The organism is Bradyrhizobium sp., from assembly GCF_022844465.1.
In the GTDB taxonomy this organism is placed as follows: Bacteria; Pseudomonadota; Alphaproteobacteria; order Rhizobiales; family Xanthobacteraceae; genus Bradyrhizobium.
In genome coordinates this window covers 1-16,397 of record NZ_JALHLP010000028.1, presented here as the reverse complement: position 1 = coordinate 16,397, position 16,397 = coordinate 1, and the positions used below count along the sequence as shown (strand labels likewise).

The following is a 16,397-nucleotide window of genomic DNA, read 5'->3' as shown; positions in this document are numbered from 1 at the left end:
CAATGAAAAAGCAACCCGGCGTTGAGTTTAAACCGTTGTCAGAAGCGAATTAGACGAGCCCGATGGGCGCTCCAATAGTCCAGAAACGGCCCGAGTGCAAAAGGTAGCGAGCCGGCGCTAGCGCACGCGTTTGGTGTGGTCCCGGACTGACTCCGTCCCGCAACCGAGGGTATGAACTCAGACCAGTACTGACTAGGCATGAGTAGAAGCCTTATCAGTCGACCTGCAGGCATACTCCATAACATTCGATGGGCGAACAACCGCAGGTGAACATTTAATTGGCTCACGGTAGCTGCGCTCGTGTTGCACACCGCGTCTCGCCCACTAGCGCATATAGCATAATGGACCGAATAAAGGGGTGCTGCTCGATTCGACATCATCGCAACCAAGCGCGGCAATTGGATTGTGCATACGGTAAAAAACTACTATAGGTCGATTTGACACGTATGGGCGCCACTGCCCGAGTTGCTCGTGGGCTCTTGTTTCGTTCTCAACCCACAGTGCTCGTCGATGGGGAGGCTGGTATGACTGTGCGAGAACAACTTTTTACACTACTGCGAAACCTCAGATGGATCATTGTTCTGTCTGTGTTTCTCTCGGTACTGCTCTATCTGCCGGACCAAATCCGCGAACTCTATCGGATAGCGGCTGACGATGCCGGGTGGGTAGCCTTTAAGGAATTTCTCGCAATTGCGTTAATAGCAATTGCGATTTGGCTTGGCGCGTTGCAGCTAACCACGGCGTCGAAGGAGCAGATGCCGAATACCACCGGTCGTTTGGGCTTTTATATAAGAATGCTTCCGGTGATCTTGGGAGCGCTTCCTATAGTAGCTGCAATGGCAGGCCAGTTCGCTTCGCGACCTGATGATCCTCGCCTTTCGCCTGAAAAAATGCGCTCGATTAGCGAGGTGGGAAGTATCTTTCGTATACAAGATCAGGCGCTTGCATCAGAGCGATTGACACTTGTGTTTATCGCTCTTGGATTCTTGGTGTTGCTAGTCGTGTTCGTGGCCTTCGCGTGGCGAGTCGGCTCCGCACGCGCTCTTGTCTCGTTTTCGCAGCGGGCTAATGAGAGTTACTTTACCCGCTTGAGATTTTTCGTGGCCACCAGCGTTTGCATAGCCCTGCTAACGACGGCGTTCATTCTTGTACCCGACGGCATCGCTCAGTTCGTTGGATCATTCGGCGTCATCGCGCTATTTGCAGCTTGCGTAATCGGCGTCACGATTCATCTGTCTCTGAAGACTATCCAGCACAGCGTACCGTATCTGCCCCTCATATTTGGGTCCCTGTTTTTGATCGCCTGTTTCGCGGAGAGTGACAATCATGAACTGCGAACTGTACCGCACGGAACAGCGCGGCAAGCATCGCCGCGAGTCCCCGCGGTAACTGCGTTTCAAACTTGGTTAAATCAGCCTTCCCGAGTTGCTGAGGCGGAGAGACTCGGGGAGTATCCCGTGTTCATTGTAGCGGCGCAGGGCGGTGGCATCTACGCGGCCCACAATTCAGCGCGATTTCTGGCTCGCATGCAGGACTTATGTCCGGCGTTTCGGCATCATCTGTTCGCGATAAGCGCTGTATCTGGCGGCAGTGTCGGCTCGGCCACTTTCGCCGCGGCGCTTCATGCGGATAAGCCTTCCCTAGATGTTGACGCTGCAGTGGGTCGGGCGTGTCCGAAAATTGCGCAATTCTTGGCCGGCACTGGCCGAGCCGATGACATTGATGCGCCCGGACCTGTTGAACAACGTGTTGCGCGCGTTCTGGAGACGGACTTTCTCTCGCCGTTGATCGCGGGGTTCCTTTTTCCCGACTTCACGCAGCTCTTCTCGCCGATCGCTGTTCCGTTCTTCGATCGCGCTCGCTTCTTAGAATACACTTTCGAAAATGCAGCGGACAAAATGCTTAAGGGCCGTAAAGACGTTGGCACTCAAACGAATCTATTGAAGGCCGACTATCAATCCCACTGGACGCCCGACAACAGTATGCCGGCGCTATTGCTGAATACGACCGATGTGGGCAGTGGCAAGCGCGTGGTTATGGCGCCATTCGACATAGATCCTACCCATCCAAAAGACAAAGACCTATGCATTTTTGCAAATCTGCAGCGCCAAGGGAAAGGCGTCGATCAAACTGTCGAGAGTAGTTCAATTCATATCCCACTTAGCACGGCCGCCTTTGCGAGTGCTCGTTTCCCGTGGGTAACGCCTGCATCTACGGTTACGCTGAAAAACGACTGTATTACGGCCCATCCAAAGGCACGCCTTGTTGACGGGGGTTACGTCGAAAATTCGGGCGTCGAGACAGCGTTGGATTTGATCGAAAAGCTGAAGAGCGTTCAGGGAACCTCCGATGTGCCGAAGTTCAAAATTTACCTCTTGTCGTTGGTGAGCGGCGATTTCGGAGACCATGGAGCGTTCACCGTCGGCGAGCTTATGGAGCCCGTGCGCGCACTCCTAAGCACCCGAAGTTCGCGAACCTACATTGCTCTTAACAGAGCTTCACGTGATAATCGTCTGCCTCAAAATGAGGATGCTTCGATTGGGCGTAGCTTCCAGGTGTTTGCCAGAACAGACCTAACAGGACTGTTCTACAGCCTGCCGCTTGGTTGGACTCTGTCAGAGAAAACGGGCGATATCGTCTCGGTGAGCAGCGGCCGATTTTGGGACTGTCTGCCCAGCACCGATTTTAATCAATCGCGAAGTAAACAGAGCAATGCAGACTGCCTTCAGATTAGGGTCTTTCACCTTTTGAATGGATCGGTGCCGTCGGCGTTTCAGGCGCTAAAGGACTCCAACATAGCCGAAGCATATGTAAGCGCGCTCGATGATGAGCAGGTCAAGGCGCCGGACGGGGAGAAGAAAGAGCAAGGGAATCACCCGAAGAATCCGAAAGCAAAAGTCGTACCGGACCCGTTGCTTGCTTGTTATGAAAGCAAATGGGTCCAGCCGCGTAGCTATGCCAGATATCAAGCAAGAGTGAAGGCCTATGAACAACGCGTCAGCAAGCCTGTTAAGAATAACCAATCTACCCCAGAGCCTCCGTCGCCATACCGTCAAAGCTACTTGGCATACTTTCAGGCCGAGCAGATCAAAGCCCTGCTGCAAGAATGGGACGAATTGGACGAGAAGGAGAAAGATCCGCGAATCCTAGCCTATATTCTTGGTTCTGTTTCTTACGACAGCGTGGAATTCACGCGCAAAAGTGAGAACTTTTCATTTAGCAGAGCGACCCAGATTCCGCCTCGCTGGCGTAATCGAATTGACGAGATCAATGCGGCTCTTGTGGCTGCGGGCAAACAGGCCGTCGATGTCACTTCCCTGCTTAATCGACCCAAGGAGTTTACGAATTTTATCCTAGGTTATGACGGCAATAAATTCGGAAACAGGCCGGGGACGGATGACGGCTGGGATTTTCGACCGCGGGGTATGTATCAACTGGTGGGGCGCGGGCAATACCAGGCGGCGCAGAAGCAGATTGAAGGACTGAAACAGTTGCTGGGCCTTGATCTGGTCGCGTTTCCTGAGGCGCTATGGAATACTAAGATTTCAGCGAAGGTAACGCTGGCTCACTTTAGAACCCGCCCTTATCGTGGGCGAACAATGTTCGAACTGCTAAACGATAAATCCTTAAGCTGGAGCAATGTCCGTGCCCTTCAAACGGATATGGACCACGGTCCTGATGATCAGGCTCGAGTCTCGGAAAGGAGCGGGATGTTCCTTGATTGCATCAAAGGCTCAGCGAGTCCTCAACGCAATTGGCTGGGAAGCTTATTGAATCTCTGAATTTAAGAATCGATTTAGGAACGGCTTCGGATTCTTGGATCACCGATGTTGAGGCGCTGGTCGGCCGAGTTCCATAACAATGGGTTAGCGAATCTGCATTGACCGCGTCCCCAGCTTCCCATCCATCGATGGCCGGGTTTAGCGCGCAAAGGGCGCATTTGCCAGAATGCCGACTTCGCCAAAGTGCAAGCAGTTACTCGATCACTTAGTTGGCCAGGAGTTTTTCCGGGACGTCGAGGCCGAGCGCCTCGGCGGTGTCGAAGGTTCTCGGGGAAATTGGCGCGGGTCAGGCGAAGGAGTGGGGCTCCGCTATGTGCCAGTAGTGACGAAAGCCGCGAATGTAGGCGTCTATTGCCTCGGAATCTGGGGCTGAGGACGCGAACTGAAACAGCGGCGCGAAGTGCTGGCTTCGATCTGACTCGGGAGGAATCGTGGCCTGCATGCGCACGACTGCGTGACGTCCAGTCGCCACGAGGGCGGCCACATCGGCCGCGCCGGTGACATCACCGTCGATCATGATACCAAAGAAATGCGGCCAGGACTGTAGCTTGCGGAGGAAGGTGCGAGCTGGATCTAGACGGCCGGAGGAAACCTCATTCGCGAGGCGTTGGATAGTCGTATTAATATTGTGTACGCCTTCTGCAAATCCCTTGCCGATACTAGCCGGGTCAAGAACCAGCAGGTGAATTGCGACATTCCGCTTACTGGCGGAACGAAGTGATTCAAGAACCGGATTTCTACCCTCGTGGAATGTGCTTGCTAGCGACAAGCCAACGATCAGAATGTCTGACTTCGCGCTTTCGTACAAGTTTTCTGCCGGAGGTAGAGGTGCGTTCAATCGGCGGAAACCAAAGTATTCTAGACCAAATCTTTGACACTCGTCAGCGAGCGCTTTGAGATTCTGTTTGGTCTTGAATAAGCGAAGTGACTCGTCGCGCTTTTCCGGGTTCCTGGCGAACAGAAAGATTTTATGCTCTTCAAAGTCGCCTGCTTCGATGAAGGCCGCCTTCTCGCGATCGGGAAGGTAGTTCACAAACTCTCGAGAAGCCGCAATGGTGCCAACCGGTAGCGCGTGTTCTAAATGCGCTACGAAATTTACATCAGAGCTGTGGATAGATCCCCGCCGCTCATTCCACACGAACTCGCCTGAGTGCAACGCTATGCGAAGGCACACAGCATGGGCAGGGCCCAGCCCATGCTGATCGTTGAAGCTGGGCATCCAATTCGCGAGGTTTTCGGCGCAGGCAAGCGCGTTGCGTGCGCGTGTGCCATCATCCTTGTGATCGGCAACAGTGAAATGCGCGATACCCCCGTCCCCGGCCCAACCAAGCATCCGGCCTCCCTTAGTTTTTACTTCTTGGGCGACCCGAGCCTCGAGTTCCCCAAAAACCTGATCGGCCGTCTTCTTGGCGCTTTCAAGAACGACTTTGGAGTGTCGGGCGGCATCTATAGCCATGAGACTAACGGGAGTGAGCTTACCTGACGAAAGTTTTGCCATCGGCCCTCTCTTTCATCTTTGCGCAGCTGTCGAACCTAAATCACATCAGTGAAGCGATCATACAGCGGCGCTACGAAACGGCGTTGTGCGCGTCGCTTCAATTGATCGAACTATATTTATCCTTGCCGGCCAAGGGCTGAATTGCAGTATATAGAGTTAGTATGGGTCAGTCAGTAGGCGCGCCGGACATTGTTGCAACCGCCACGCCCACCTGCGAACCCGTTTCGGGTCAAGACTGACTTCTCGGGATAGTCAGCGTTTGGACTCGGTGGATAATTCACTTTACACAACAAGTCTGCGGTTTTTGAGGCTCAGATCGATCGACGTCATTCCGTTACTGCTGAAGCAGCTCGGAGCGCTGCCGTCCCCATGCCGCTGGCAAAGGCTTGAGCAAATCGTCAAGCTGAAGCGTGCTGGGTTGGCGTCCGGACAGGATCTCTTCGATGATATCTGGGGCGATCAGGGTGAGCCGCAGGATGCGGCTGAGGTACGAATCGTTGACTTTCTCGGCTTTGGCCAGTTCTGCCGCGGAGGAGTATTCGCCGCTCTCGAGCATATGCCGCCAACGGTGGGCGCGGACCACGGCCTTGACCAGGGCGCTGTCAAGACGCGGCACGGCCGACCATGGTGTCGTTCCCGGAGGTGACAGGATCTGCTTGCGGCCGCCGCGCTGCAGAAAACTCACGGAAATGCTGACCACCGCGGTGCGCCCATCCTTGCTGATTTGGGCTTTGATCGCCTGGGCGCCCGTCGTCATGCGGCATCCTGCCGAGCGATGCAGTTGCCGGTCAACTCGCCGAGGAGGGACGTGACCCCGTCGATCCGGAGCTTGATGTCGACGCGATCGGTCCGGACATCAACGCGCTCGACGAGAAGCGAGATGATGCGGGATTGTTCTGCGGGGAAGAGTTCATTCCAAAGCGGTTCGAACGCCAACAGCGAGCTGCGTACGTCGGACTCGATCAAGCCCTTGATGGATTTGCGGGCGCAGCGCCATGTCTGGACGATGATTTCGGGGGAGACGAGCAGAAGGCGAACCTGATCGACCACAATTTTCTCGATCTCGGCGGCCGGCACTCGGGCAACGGGACAGTCGCCCGAACCCTGCTTCAGAACGCTCTGGCTGAGATAGTAACGATAAAGCCTGCCATTCTTCCGCGTGTGCGTCGGCGACATGGCGGTGCCGGTGGGGCCATAGATGATCCCTTTTAGCAGCGCGGGCGTTTGTGCCCTTGTGGCAGCCGCTCGCTTGCGGGGGCTTTCCCGAAACTTGGCTTGCACCCGGTCCCAGGTCTTCCGATCGACGATGCCGACGTGCTCACCGGGATATGCGACACCCTTGTGCATGGCCACGCCGATATAAACGGGATTGTTGAGCAATTTGTACAGCATGCCCTTGTCGATCAGCTTGCCGTACTTGTTGCGGACGTTTTCGGCGATCAGTTGCCGGGCCAAATTGGTGGCCGAGCCGACCTTGAGGAAGCGCTGAAAGATCGACCGAACCAGCTTCGCATCGACCTCGTTGATGATCAGCTTCCGGTCTTTGACCTCGTAGCCCAGCGGCGCCCAGCCGCCCATCCATATGCCGCGCTTGCGGGATGCCGCGAATTTGTCTCGGATGCGCTCGCCAATGACCTCGCGCTCGAACTGGGCAAAGGACAGCAGGATATTCAGCGTCAACCGGCCCATTGATGTGGTGGTGTTGAAGGACTGGGTCACCGACACAAATGTTACCTTGTGCTGATCGAATAGTTCGACCAGCCGGGAAAAGTCCATCAGCGAGCGCGAGAGCCGGTCGATCTTGTAGACCACCACAACATCGACCTTGCCGGCCTCGATGTCGGTGAGCAACCGCTTCAGGGCAGGGCGGTCGAGCGTGCCGCCTGAGAAGCCACCATCGTCGTAGCGATCGGGCACAAGAAGCCAGCCTTCGCCTCGCTGGCTCGCGGCGTAAGCCTCACAGGCCTCGCGCTGGGCGTCCAGTGAATTGAACTCCATCTCTAAGCCTTCCTCGCTAGATTTGCGCGTATAGACCGCGCAGCGAAGCTTAGGCTTTAGCGGGGAGGGTGAGGTCAACTTCCTCGTCATGCCGCCCCTCGATGGTTCTTGAGCCCGAAGAATACCCATCCGTTCCACCGAACGCCGGTAATCTCGCGGGCAATGGCCGAGAGGGACTTGTAAGGCCTACCCTGAAATTCAAAGCCGTCGGTGCGAATGGTGACCGAATGCTGCTGGCCCTTCCATTCCCGAACCAATCGTGTCCCGGCGATCGGCAAGCGATCAGGGCGGCTCTTCACACTTACGCCAGCCTTGCTGTCGTACTGCTTTGCCAACAACCGCAGCCGCTCGACCGTCTCCTTTTTCAGCCCGCCATAGGCCAGCTCCTGGATTCGGTAGGCAAGACGGCTTTCAAGGAAGCGCCGGTTATAGGGAGGGGGCTCGCTATCAAAGAGTGCGCGCCATTTGGCCTTCAGAACCGGTGCTGACGCGCCCTTTAGTTCGGCCAATTGAGCCAGAACCGGATCAGCCATCCGAAATCTCCGCAAAGCAGGGAGACGCACCACCGCTCTGGTCGGGCGAGATGTGAAGCGAACTTTCTCCGCGGTCGGCAGAAAAATTGCTGGACTGGCGGGCGGTAAGACGCTGAAGGCCAAGCGAAAGGATGTCGGCAATTTCGGCCAGCCGTTCGTTTGAGTTTTCCCCGCCGTGCACTGGAATCATCATGACGGCATGATGAAGTCGGAGGAGCGATAAAGACAGAAGAAACAATCGCTTATAGTAATATCGCGGCCACAAAATAACCGGCTAGGAGAAAATCGTAGAAGAGCGAAAAGGTGAGTACTTGTTCGCCATCTGTTCCGATCATAAAATAGGGCTCCAACGATTCTAGGAGTCACGAAAATGCTTTCCAACGCTCATATCGTACGCACCGCGAGGCCGGTCGACCTGATCGCTCATCTGGATAAGCACAACGTAGTTCATTCGCTTACTCCAGCTTCGCCGGCAGCCCAATTTGTGCGAGCGCTTGCGTCGATACCTGATGCGCTCCCTGCCGAGCGCCTAGCAGTAGAACTGGAGGGCGTGCACAACATGGCTGACGAAGTCGGCCAGACTGCCATGCTGGCACTACCCGAATGGCGCGCAAGGCTTGAGGAGATCGACGGAGCCTACGCGCGTGCTCATTGGTTGTTCTTAAGATCACCTGAGGCCTTTCGACAGGCCGAAGAGATTCGGTTTGCAGAGCAAAACCAGAACTCCGTCCGACTGTGGGATGGCTTCATCGGTCCCCGTCGTCGAGAAGTTTCCGCGTCAAAGGACAGCGAGACTGCGTTCAAAGAACAACTCAGGGCAGTTCTGGGTATCGAAAAAATCTCGATCGAAACATTCCGACGGTTGCGGCAGCGCGGCGACATGGCGGACCGGCTTGTAACGCAACTCACCGTATATTCCGAAGGTCCGCCCGTGGATGAACTCGAATTCGCAGATGATTTCCTGCGCAATCGTTCGCGCCGGCCAGTTCGAGAGACGGCTATAATTTATGAAGCGGACAGCGGTACGATCGAAATCATTTCGCAGCACCGTGAGACGCGTCGCACGATCGCCTTCCAATTCGCCAAAACTTTGCTCGATGCCGAGTTGTCGGGCGAGACGCTGCCGCCACTGCGACTGGACTTATCGCCCTTGATGGACGAACACCCCTTCCCCACGGATCCCGCCGATCGCATCCAAAATGTAAAGCATACAATGCTTACGCTATCTTCGTCGGATCAACGGCTCACCCAGCAGTTCATGATCAAATTCAAAGATCCCGCGACGCTGCAAGAAATTTTGTACGATCACTATGCAGGACGGAGCCCACTCGAAGGTGACCTCTATCCCTGGAAGGCGCGCATCGAAGTGCTTTACGAACCGACTGCAGGTTCGAAGCGCGGCAAGAAAATTTTTGTTGATCTCACCTATCCGAATAAATGTAACGTCCGAGGCAAAACCGATCGCGAGCGCATCATCCTGAATAAATATCTCCAAAAATGGGGATTGCGGATTGGAGATGAGGGCCATGGCATCAGTTCGGCTTAGTCGTGGCGCAGGCGAACTCTTTCTTCGACTTATCGATCACAATCCGCCCGTCGTTTTGCAGATGACCCTTGATGAGTTCAGTGTCAAAGCAGGCCGTGAACTTGTAGCGGCGGGGGCCCTTGTGGCCGACGGCTTCGCCCGATCGATAACATCCTTTGAGGATGAAACGCCTCGCAATGTGGATCTGATCTGGCTAGACAACGAGAGCGCCTACGGGTATTTTTCTCCAACTGATGGGTTTGTCATACCGGATCAGAAATCAATTCAACTCTATCGGGCCGATTTCGGCTGGTGGTTGAGATGGCTCACGGCGGCGCTGGATCTCGTGAATGCGGGCAGACCCTTCATTGTTGTCCCAGATGCGTGCTGGGTCGTTGGAGACATTTGCGTCACGTCGAGAATTAAGGTCCCCCTCGTCTTCGCCCGAGGATTGGGATCGAATTCAATTGCCATTGAGGTCGGCCGGTCTCTGAAACAACGCGGAGCAGTCGATGGTGGTGTTCTCTTGACAAGTAGCCGCCATGTCTCGCCCATCGACGGCGCCGATTGTTTCGAACTGAAGTCCGTTTACTCCCTGCTCAATTCCGACGGGAAGGATTTTGCCATTGATCGTACACAACTGGTGGCGCGGTGGACCGGGTATAGGGTGCCAAAGCCTGTCGATGCCGTAAATCTCAGCCCTGATGGTCGCGTGTTGAATCTGAAGGGCCAGGTATTGCATCTACGCGGGCCAGTGCACCGATCTATCATTAAAAAGCTTGTCGAATCTTACGTCGGTGGGAAGCCTGCGCGCACACAGGACGTATTGAGCGAGGCGGCGCCAACAGTCGACACCATCGCGAAGGCTTTCCGAAACAGCCCGCATTGGCTGGTGCTGAAGCCCTTGATTCGGACAAAAAAGGGACTCTCTTGGTTCGAACTTTGAGTTACTCCGTTTTTTACTCCGTTTTACCCGGCTGGTTTTCCTCCGTTCTCGTCGCCGATGTTTCCTCGCAGTTGTTCGCAGCTAACCGAGGACAAGCACGATGCCAATCAATCACCTTAGCCAGCTCGATCTCGCCCGCCGCTGGTCGATCAGCCCACGCACTCTGGAGCGCTGGCGCTGGACCGGCGAGGGGCCGCGTTACATCAAGCTGGTAGGCCGCATAATCTATCGGTTGGAGGACGTCGAAGCTTTTGAACACAGTCGCCTCCACGACAGCACAAAGCACCCGGTCTCGTCACTGTGCATGGTAGTTGCGGGGGACCGTCGGTGAGAGGCCTCAATCCTCGGTCGATTGTTGCCGCCATGGGAGGTCAGGTCACAGGCCCGGACAGCGTCAACGTGCCGGGACCGGGCCACAGCAAAGCCGACCGGTCGCTTTCCATTAGACTTAACAGCAGAGCGCCGAGCGGATTTGTAATCTATAGCCACGCTGGTGATGATCCGCTCCGTTGTCGCGATTTTGTTCGGGAGTGCTTAGCGTTGGACCGTTGGTCCGCAAGCGACAGACAACGGTCCGCGCCGTTTTCAGTAAGCGACGCCGGGCCCGACTTAGACAAGCGACGTAAAAAGCAATTCGCACTTCGGATCTGGTCCGAGGCGTCAAACCCCGTCGGTTCCGTCGTCGAGTTCTATTTGCGTCAGCACCGCGGTTTAGATCTTCTACCCGACGTAGCCGGCCATGTCATACGGTACCATGAATCGCTCTATGTCGACCCGCAGGTCAGGCTGCCCGGAATGGTTTGCCTTCTGCGCAACATCGAAACCAACGAGCCGACCGGCATCCACCGAACCTATCTCGCTTCCGACACCGGGCAAAAGGTCGGCCGCAAGATGTTAGGCATCGCAAAAGGTGCCGCCATCAAGTTTGATTTTCTGCCGGTTCATGCGCTGACCGTCGGGGAGGGGATTGAGACGGTGCTTTCGGCTCGGGCAGCGGGTTACGCGCCATGCTGGGCGCTGGGCTCCAGCGGCGCCGTGCGTAATTTTCCCGTGATCAGGGACCTCCCCGAACTCACGATACTGCAGGAAAACGATCAAACGAGCCGGCGCGACGTGAAAGTCTGTGCGAAGCGTTACCTAGACGCGCGCAAGCCCGTCAACATCATCACCTCCAACGTCGGCAACGACTTTAATGACGCGTGGAGGGCCATGAAGTGAGCATGGCAGGCGCGGTCAACATATCGAAACGGCGCCTGGAGCCGACCCTGTCCAATGAAGCCGTCAGCGAGGATTTTGCCGGTCTGGCATTTATCGAACAGCATGGTCGTGATCTGCGCTTCTGTCACGATAGCGGTTGCTGGTATCGCTGGGACAACCAGATCTGGCGGAAGGACAAAACCAGGCTGGCATTCCAGTTCGCCAGGGAACTGATCCGATCCATGGTTGAAGATGCGGATGATAAGAAACGCGTCAGCGTCGGAAGAGCAGCGTTCGCCGACGGCGTGGAGAAATTCGCCAAAGGCGACCCGAGGGTCGCTGTTTCGACTGATTTCTGGGACAATGACCCTTGGCTCATCGGCACGCCGAACGGTACGGTAGACCTCCGTACCGGACATCTGCGTCCCGGTATACGTGAAGAAGGCATTACCAAGAGTACGCTGGTGGCACCGACCAGCGAAGACTGCCCTCTGTGGAACCGATTTCTGCGAGAGACAACTGGTGATGACACCGACTTGGTCATCTTCCTGAAACAGTGGTGCGGCTACAGCCTGACGGGCGTCACCCGCGAACATGCACTGGTGTTCGTGTACGGACCGGGCGGCAACGGGAAGAGCGTGTTCCTGAATATCGTGACGGCGATTTTAAATCAGTATGCCTCCACCGCCGCGATGGACACCTTCACAGCATCCAAGACCGACAAGCACACCACCGATATGGCTATGCTGCGCGGCGCGCGCCTTGTAACCGCTTCGGAAACGGAGGAGGGGAGGGCTTGGGCCGAGTCGCGCATTAAACAGATGACCGGTGGCGACCGGATCACAGCGCGTTTCATGCGACAGAATAATTTTACCTTTGTTCCCCAGTTCAAGCTTACCGTAGTCGGCAACCACAAGCCCGTTTTACGGAACGTCGATGACGCGGCACGACGACGCTTTTTGATTGTCCCATTCGATAAAAGGCCTGAAAGGCCCGATCGCGAGCTTGAACGGAAGCTGATGGCGGAAGCGCCGGCGATTATGCAGTGGATGGTCGAGGGATGCCTCGACTGGCAGCGCCGTGGCCTGTTGAAACCTGACAGCGTGGTCGCGGCGACGAAGGACTACTTCTCCGACCAGGACCTGTTCGTGCACTGGCTCGATGAGGATTGCGATTGCGAAAAAGGCAATAACAACAAGTCCGAGACCAGCAGCGAACTGTTCAAGTCATGGAAGGAATTCGCATTGACGGCTGGTCATCCTCCCGGCACGCGTCAGAGCTTTAACGACAAAATGGATCAGGAAGGCTTCAAGTTTTACCGCAGCGCAAAGAAACGTGAATTTTTCGGCATCCGCTTGAAACCGAAGGCGACTTTCAACGCGGGTGCATAACTCGGTGTACCACGTGAGCTCAATTCTGCTGAATGGTAGAACTACATGAACTGGCCTTGTGACGTTCGTGACGTTGGTGACGCATTTTTGGGATAATCGCCCACACGCGCGCGCGTAAGAGCCTATTGTGGGAATCAACGTCACGAACGTCACGAGCGTCATAGCCTCGTGGTGTAGGTCCGCTAGATTGCCATAAAAGCATTCATCGCAAACAAGCGCAGTGCTGCGTAGACAACGGTTATTGTGCTCTTCCATAAATCTGTCAGACTCCAGTTTGATGATTTGGTCGCGGCAATGCCAGGGAACAATTAACGGCCAATTATGAGCGAGCCAACGCCAACAGTAGATCCCTCACGAAGGCGAACGCGACTACCGCAGCGAAGGCGCCATGATCTTCTGGACTTTGAGCACGCTGGTCACCGCTACACTGCCGGGCTCGGCTATTTCGACACTGGACTGATCGCGGAAATTTTTATCAACGGCTCAGGGCGCAGCGGAAGCGCGATCGAGGCCGTCGCTCGTGATGCCGCGATACTCACGTCGATTTGTTTGCAACACGGTGTGACCGCGGAAACCATTCGGCATGCGCTCACGCGCAACAGCGATGGAAGCGCCAGTGGTCCGCTTGGGGTTGTCCTCGATTTGCTTTCGTCTGACTCGGATCGAGGCCCGGAAGCATGATTCATCGCAGTCGTTCGAAAATGAGCGCCAGTTGACTTTAACCGTGTCGGGCAAAATCATCGATTCGATGTCGCCCGGATTAGCCACCGAGAGCAACGCCGATGTCCATCAGCGATATTGATGACGATGCAGAGGGGGGTGTTCTTCCGCCTGCGAAGATCGGCTACGGCAGCCCACCCGTGCATAGTCGCTTCCAGCCAGGGCAATCAGGAAATCCAAGCGGGCGAGCCAAGGGAAGTCAGAACTTCAAGACGCTCTTCAACAAGATACTGAATGAAGAGATATCGCTGCGCGAAGGATCAGACGTCAAAAAACTATCCAAGGCCGAAGCGATCGTGCGGGGCGTGGTGATCGGCGCTTTGAAGGGCGACCCGCGAAACGTTGCCATCTTGTTCAAACTGGCAGAGCAGGTCGGGCAGTTTCAAGACGATAACACCGGAGACATTACCGAGATCCGGCGAGTCATCGTAAGCTGGAAGCCGCCGGGTGCAGAGACGGAAGACGATGCTTAAGACCCCGTCCGTAAAATCCCAGGCTTCAGGCAACTCTGCAGGGAAGACAATCTGGCCGGCGGATCGTATCGAACGATGGCCAATTGGGCGCCTGGTTCCCTATGCACGCAATGCCCGCACCCACAGTGATGTGCAGATCGGTCAGATCGCAGCCTCCATCCGCGAATGGGGCTGGACCAATCCGGTGCTGGTCGCCGAAGACGGAACGATCATTGCCGGCCACGGCCGGGTATTGGCGGCACAAAAGCTTCGCATCGCAAATGTGCCGGTCATGGTGGCGGCCGGATGGACCGAAGCGCAAAGGCGCGCCTACACCATTGCCGACAACAAGCTGACCCTGAACGGCGGTTGGAACCAGGAACTGCTGGGTCTTGAAATCGGCGAGCTTGAGGTCCTTGGGTTCGATCTCGACCTGATCGGGTTTTCGGACGAGGAGCGGGCGGCCTTAGCTGCGCGAACCACGGACGGACTAACCGATCCGGACGTTGTACCCGATCTGCCGAGCAATCCCGTGACAAGGCCGGGCGACATCTGGGTATTGGACGGGCATAGGCTGATCTGTGGTGACAGCACGTCCCCGGACGATGTCGGTGCCGTGTTGGCGGGCGTAAGCCCCCACCTGATGGTGACCGATCCGCCCTACGGCGTCAGCTATGACCCAGCCTGGCGAAAGCGCGCCGGTGTAAACCTCAACCCCCGCAAGCTGGGCAAGGTCGTCAATGACGACCAGGACGACTGGCGGGAGGCCTGGGTCCTGTTTCCCGGGTCGGTCGCATACATCTGGCACGCCAGCCTGCATACGAGTGAGGTCAAACAATCGCTGGAAGCGTCGGGCTTCGGCGTGCGCGCGCAGATCATCTGGGCCAAGGACCGGTTCGCGTTCAGCAGGGGTCACTACCATTGGCAGCACGAACCATGCTGGTATGCGGTCCGCGGAACGTCAGGGGCCCACTGGAGTGGGGATCGCAAGCAATCGACGGTATGGACCATCAATGCCCGCGACGACGACGGGCACGGGCACGGAACTCAAAAGCCCGTCGAGTGTATGCGCCGGCCGATAGAGAACAACTCGTCGCCGGGGCAGGCGGTCTACGACCCTTTCAGCGGATCGGGTACGACCATCATCGCCGCAGAAATGACCGGCCGCTCATGTTTGGCGATCGAGATCAATCCGGCCTACGTTGATGTTACGGTGCTGCGTTGGCAGGCCTTTACGGGCTCGAAGGCAACCCATCTGGGCGCCGGCACATCGTTTGAGGAAGTAGCGGCCGAACGGCAGGCCGAAAGAGCCGCCTGATGGGACGGCGCGCACACCGGCCCGATCCCGGGCAGCGCCGCCAAGTCGAAGCCCTGGCCGCCTATGGCATCCCTGAAGCCGATATCTCAGGGGTGGTCGGGATCGATCCGAAGACGCTGCGGAAGTACTACCGGGAGGAGCTCGATCTGGGGGAGGCCAAGGCCAATGCCCAGGTCGCCGGCTTCCTGTTCAATGCTGCCAAGAACGGCAACGTGACGGCACAAATCTTCTGGCTCAAGACCCGGGCAAAGTGGCGGGAGACTCCGATGGAGTTGCGGCACTCCGGAGCCATTGCGAGGAAGGACCTAAGCGAGCTCAGCGACGAGGAGCTGATGAGCATGATCGACGCCCTCAGTGCGGACATTGCCCGACACCCCTTGAAGACCATCAATGCGGAGCTGGATACCGAAGAGCGCGCGGCGGGTAACGTTCTCCGACTGACGCCCAAGACCTGAGCCGGTCGGTGTCCAGGCGCGTTGCATCAAAGGCGAACGCTCAGGATGTCGCGGCCGAAATCATCCGGCGTGTCAGGGCAGGCACTGCCAATTCCGGTAGCCGAGGTGGCCTTCCTTACGTCGTCCATCTAAGCGACCCCCCAACAGCAGAAGAGCGGCTGCAATTGGCGGCGTGCCGGCTGATGCGGCAACCGATTGTGATCGTGCCAGGCAAGTGCCTTACCATTGAGGAGTGGGTTAAAAAGTATGGCGAGCAAGGCAGCGCGGACCGCCAATAGGAAGGCCACAATTGGCTAGCGTTGCGTTCAGTCCTTCACCCCGCAACATTCCAGCGCCGGCAAACTCGTCGCTTGTCAGCCGCCTTCGGCATGTCGCGGAGCAACAACGAAGTTCGGGATTTGTCTGCGCTGCTGCAACATGAAAACAGCAACTATGTTGCTCTTGTTTGCGCTACGACCAGATCGCATACGGTGGTATGCCCTTTGTACATGGAGCAGGCAATTTCATACCTCAGGGTTTCGACGAAGGGCCAGCAGCGCTCCGGTCTCGGGATTGATGCACAGCGGGCCGCAATCGAACGAT

At 56.5% G+C, this 16,397-nt stretch carries 15 protein-coding genes and 1 pseudogene; 10 read left to right on the top strand and 6 right to left on the bottom strand.

Features of this window, described 5'->3' with window-relative positions; translation table 11 throughout:
- Positions 1 to 524: 524 nt before the first annotated feature.
- Positions 525 to 3,782, top strand: coding sequence for a hypothetical protein (locus Q0D31_RS23595; protein WP_291856639.1), 3,258 nt, complete (start codon positions 525 to 527; stop codon positions 3,780 to 3,782).
- A 286-nt stretch (positions 3,783 to 4,068) separates the two neighbouring features.
- Here the strand turns inward: Q0D31_RS23595 and Q0D31_RS23590 are convergent, their stop codons facing one another.
- The 5 genes from Q0D31_RS23590 to Q0D31_RS23570 all read right to left on the bottom strand — a co-directional run bounded on the left by Q0D31_RS23590 (position 4,069) and on the right by Q0D31_RS23570 (position 8,004).
- The gene (locus Q0D31_RS23590; protein WP_291856637.1) at positions 4,069 to 5,280 is read right to left on the bottom strand and encodes a hypothetical protein; all 1,212 of its coding nucleotides are present in this window, start codon (positions 5,278 to 5,280) and stop codon (positions 4,069 to 4,071) included.
- 334 nt (positions 5,281 to 5,614) lie between these two features.
- Positions 5,615 to 6,037 carry a hypothetical protein gene (locus Q0D31_RS23585; protein WP_291856636.1) on the bottom strand — a complete coding sequence of 141 codons (423 nt, stop codon included), beginning with the start codon at positions 6,035 to 6,037 and terminating at the stop codon, positions 5,615 to 5,617.
- On the bottom strand, positions 6,034 to 7,368 hold the full coding sequence (locus Q0D31_RS23580) for a recombinase family protein (protein ID WP_291856634.1): 1,335 nt from the start codon (positions 7,366 to 7,368) through the stop codon (positions 6,034 to 6,036). The genes Q0D31_RS23585 and Q0D31_RS23580 overlap by 4 nt, the downstream gene beginning before the upstream one ends.
- Complete coding sequence (locus Q0D31_RS23575) at positions 7,365 to 7,811, bottom strand: DUF2924 domain-containing protein (protein ID WP_291856632.1); 447 nt, start codon at positions 7,809 to 7,811, stop codon at positions 7,365 to 7,367. Before Q0D31_RS23575 ends, Q0D31_RS23580 begins: the two co-directional genes overlap by 4 nt.
- Positions 7,804 to 8,004, bottom strand: coding sequence for a hypothetical protein (locus Q0D31_RS23570; protein WP_291856630.1), 201 nt, complete (start codon positions 8,002 to 8,004; stop codon positions 7,804 to 7,806). The genes Q0D31_RS23575 and Q0D31_RS23570 overlap by 8 nt, the downstream gene beginning before the upstream one ends.
- Before the next feature lie 177 nt (positions 8,005 to 8,181).
- On the opposite strand from Q0D31_RS23570, the gene Q0D31_RS23565 reads away from it, so the two are divergent.
- From Q0D31_RS23565 to Q0D31_RS23545, 5 genes are all read left to right on the top strand, one after another.
- Positions 8,182 to 9,357 (top strand): hypothetical protein, encoded by a 1,176-nt coding sequence (locus Q0D31_RS23565; protein ID WP_291856628.1) that lies wholly within the window; start codon positions 8,182 to 8,184, stop codon positions 9,355 to 9,357.
- Positions 9,338 to 10,282, top strand: coding sequence for a hypothetical protein (locus Q0D31_RS23560; RefSeq protein ID WP_291856626.1), 945 nt, complete (start codon positions 9,338 to 9,340; stop codon positions 10,280 to 10,282). Before Q0D31_RS23565 ends, Q0D31_RS23560 begins: the two co-directional genes overlap by 20 nt.
- A gap of 100 nt (positions 10,283 to 10,382) precedes the next feature.
- Positions 10,383 to 10,613 (top strand): helix-turn-helix domain-containing protein, encoded by a 231-nt coding sequence (locus Q0D31_RS23555; protein WP_291856624.1) that lies wholly within the window; start codon positions 10,383 to 10,385, stop codon positions 10,611 to 10,613.
- 209 nt (positions 10,614 to 10,822) lie between these two features.
- Complete coding sequence (locus Q0D31_RS23550; RefSeq protein ID WP_291856622.1) at positions 10,823 to 11,500, top strand: toprim domain-containing protein; 678 nt, start codon at positions 10,823 to 10,825, stop codon at positions 11,498 to 11,500.
- 2 nt (positions 11,501 to 11,502) lie between these two features.
- The gene (locus Q0D31_RS23545) at positions 11,503 to 12,870 is read left to right on the top strand and encodes a phage/plasmid primase, P4 family (RefSeq protein ID WP_291856620.1); all 1,368 of its coding nucleotides are present in this window, start codon (positions 11,503 to 11,505) and stop codon (positions 12,868 to 12,870) included.
- Between the two features lie 483 nt (positions 12,871 to 13,353).
- Here the strand turns inward: Q0D31_RS23545 and Q0D31_RS23540 are convergent, their stop codons facing one another.
- The gene (locus Q0D31_RS23540; protein ID WP_291856618.1) at positions 13,354 to 13,647 is read right to left on the bottom strand and encodes a hypothetical protein; all 294 of its coding nucleotides are present in this window, start codon (positions 13,645 to 13,647) and stop codon (positions 13,354 to 13,356) included.
- 5 nt (positions 13,648 to 13,652) lie between these two features.
- Here Q0D31_RS23540 and Q0D31_RS23535 point away from each other — a divergent pair, with 5 nt between their 5' ends.
- The 4 genes and pseudogenes from Q0D31_RS23535 to Q0D31_RS23520 form a co-directional block, all read left to right on the top strand.
- Complete coding sequence (locus Q0D31_RS23535) at positions 13,653 to 14,063, top strand: DUF5681 domain-containing protein (RefSeq protein WP_291856617.1); 411 nt, start codon at positions 13,653 to 13,655, stop codon at positions 14,061 to 14,063.
- Complete coding sequence (locus tag Q0D31_RS23530) at positions 14,056 to 15,360, top strand: site-specific DNA-methyltransferase (RefSeq protein ID WP_291856615.1); 1,305 nt, start codon at positions 14,056 to 14,058, stop codon at positions 15,358 to 15,360. Before Q0D31_RS23535 ends, Q0D31_RS23530 begins: the two co-directional genes overlap by 8 nt.
- A complete protein-coding gene (locus Q0D31_RS23525) occupies positions 15,360 to 15,815 on the top strand; it encodes a hypothetical protein (protein ID WP_291856613.1) in 456 nt (151 codons plus the stop codon). The genes Q0D31_RS23530 and Q0D31_RS23525 overlap by 1 nt, the downstream gene beginning before the upstream one ends.
- Positions 15,816 to 16,165: 350 nt before the next feature.
- Positions 16,166 to 16,397: pseudogene (locus tag Q0D31_RS23520) on the top strand (hypothetical protein); the annotation flags it as partial.

Excerpts from the sequence above, each read along its gene's own strand:
- Q0D31_RS23595 (WP_291856639.1), top strand. The coding sequence starts at position 525 with ATGACTGTGCGAGAACAACTTTTTACACTACTGCGAAACCTCAGATGG.
- Q0D31_RS23590 (WP_291856637.1), bottom strand. The coding sequence starts at position 5,280 with ATGGCAAAACTTTCGTCAGGTAAGCTCACTCCCGTTAGTCTCATGGCT.
- Q0D31_RS23585 (WP_291856636.1), bottom strand. The coding sequence starts at position 6,037 with ATGACGACGGGCGCCCAGGCGATCAAAGCCCAAATCAGCAAGGATGGG.
- Q0D31_RS23580 (WP_291856634.1), bottom strand. The coding sequence starts at position 7,368 with ATGACGAGGAAGTTGACCTCACCCTCCCCGCTAAAGCCTAAGCTTCGC.
- Q0D31_RS23575 (WP_291856632.1), bottom strand. The coding sequence starts at position 7,811 with ATGGCTGATCCGGTTCTGGCTCAATTGGCCGAACTAAAGGGCGCGTCA.
- Q0D31_RS23570 (WP_291856630.1), bottom strand. The coding sequence starts at position 8,004 with ATGATGATTCCAGTGCACGGCGGGGAAAACTCAAACGAACGGCTGGCC.
- Q0D31_RS23565 (WP_291856628.1), top strand. The coding sequence starts at position 8,182 with ATGCTTTCCAACGCTCATATCGTACGCACCGCGAGGCCGGTCGACCTG.
- Q0D31_RS23560 (WP_291856626.1), top strand. The coding sequence starts at position 9,338 with ATGGCATCAGTTCGGCTTAGTCGTGGCGCAGGCGAACTCTTTCTTCGA.
- Q0D31_RS23555 (WP_291856624.1), top strand. The coding sequence starts at position 10,383 with ATGCCAATCAATCACCTTAGCCAGCTCGATCTCGCCCGCCGCTGGTCG.
- Q0D31_RS23545 (WP_291856620.1), top strand. The coding sequence starts at position 11,503 with ATGGCAGGCGCGGTCAACATATCGAAACGGCGCCTGGAGCCGACCCTG.
- Q0D31_RS23535 (WP_291856617.1), top strand. The coding sequence starts at position 13,653 with ATGTCCATCAGCGATATTGATGACGATGCAGAGGGGGGTGTTCTTCCG.
- Q0D31_RS23530 (WP_291856615.1), top strand. The coding sequence starts at position 14,056 with ATGCTTAAGACCCCGTCCGTAAAATCCCAGGCTTCAGGCAACTCTGCA.
- Q0D31_RS23525 (WP_291856613.1), top strand. The coding sequence starts at position 15,360 with ATGGGACGGCGCGCACACCGGCCCGATCCCGGGCAGCGCCGCCAAGTC.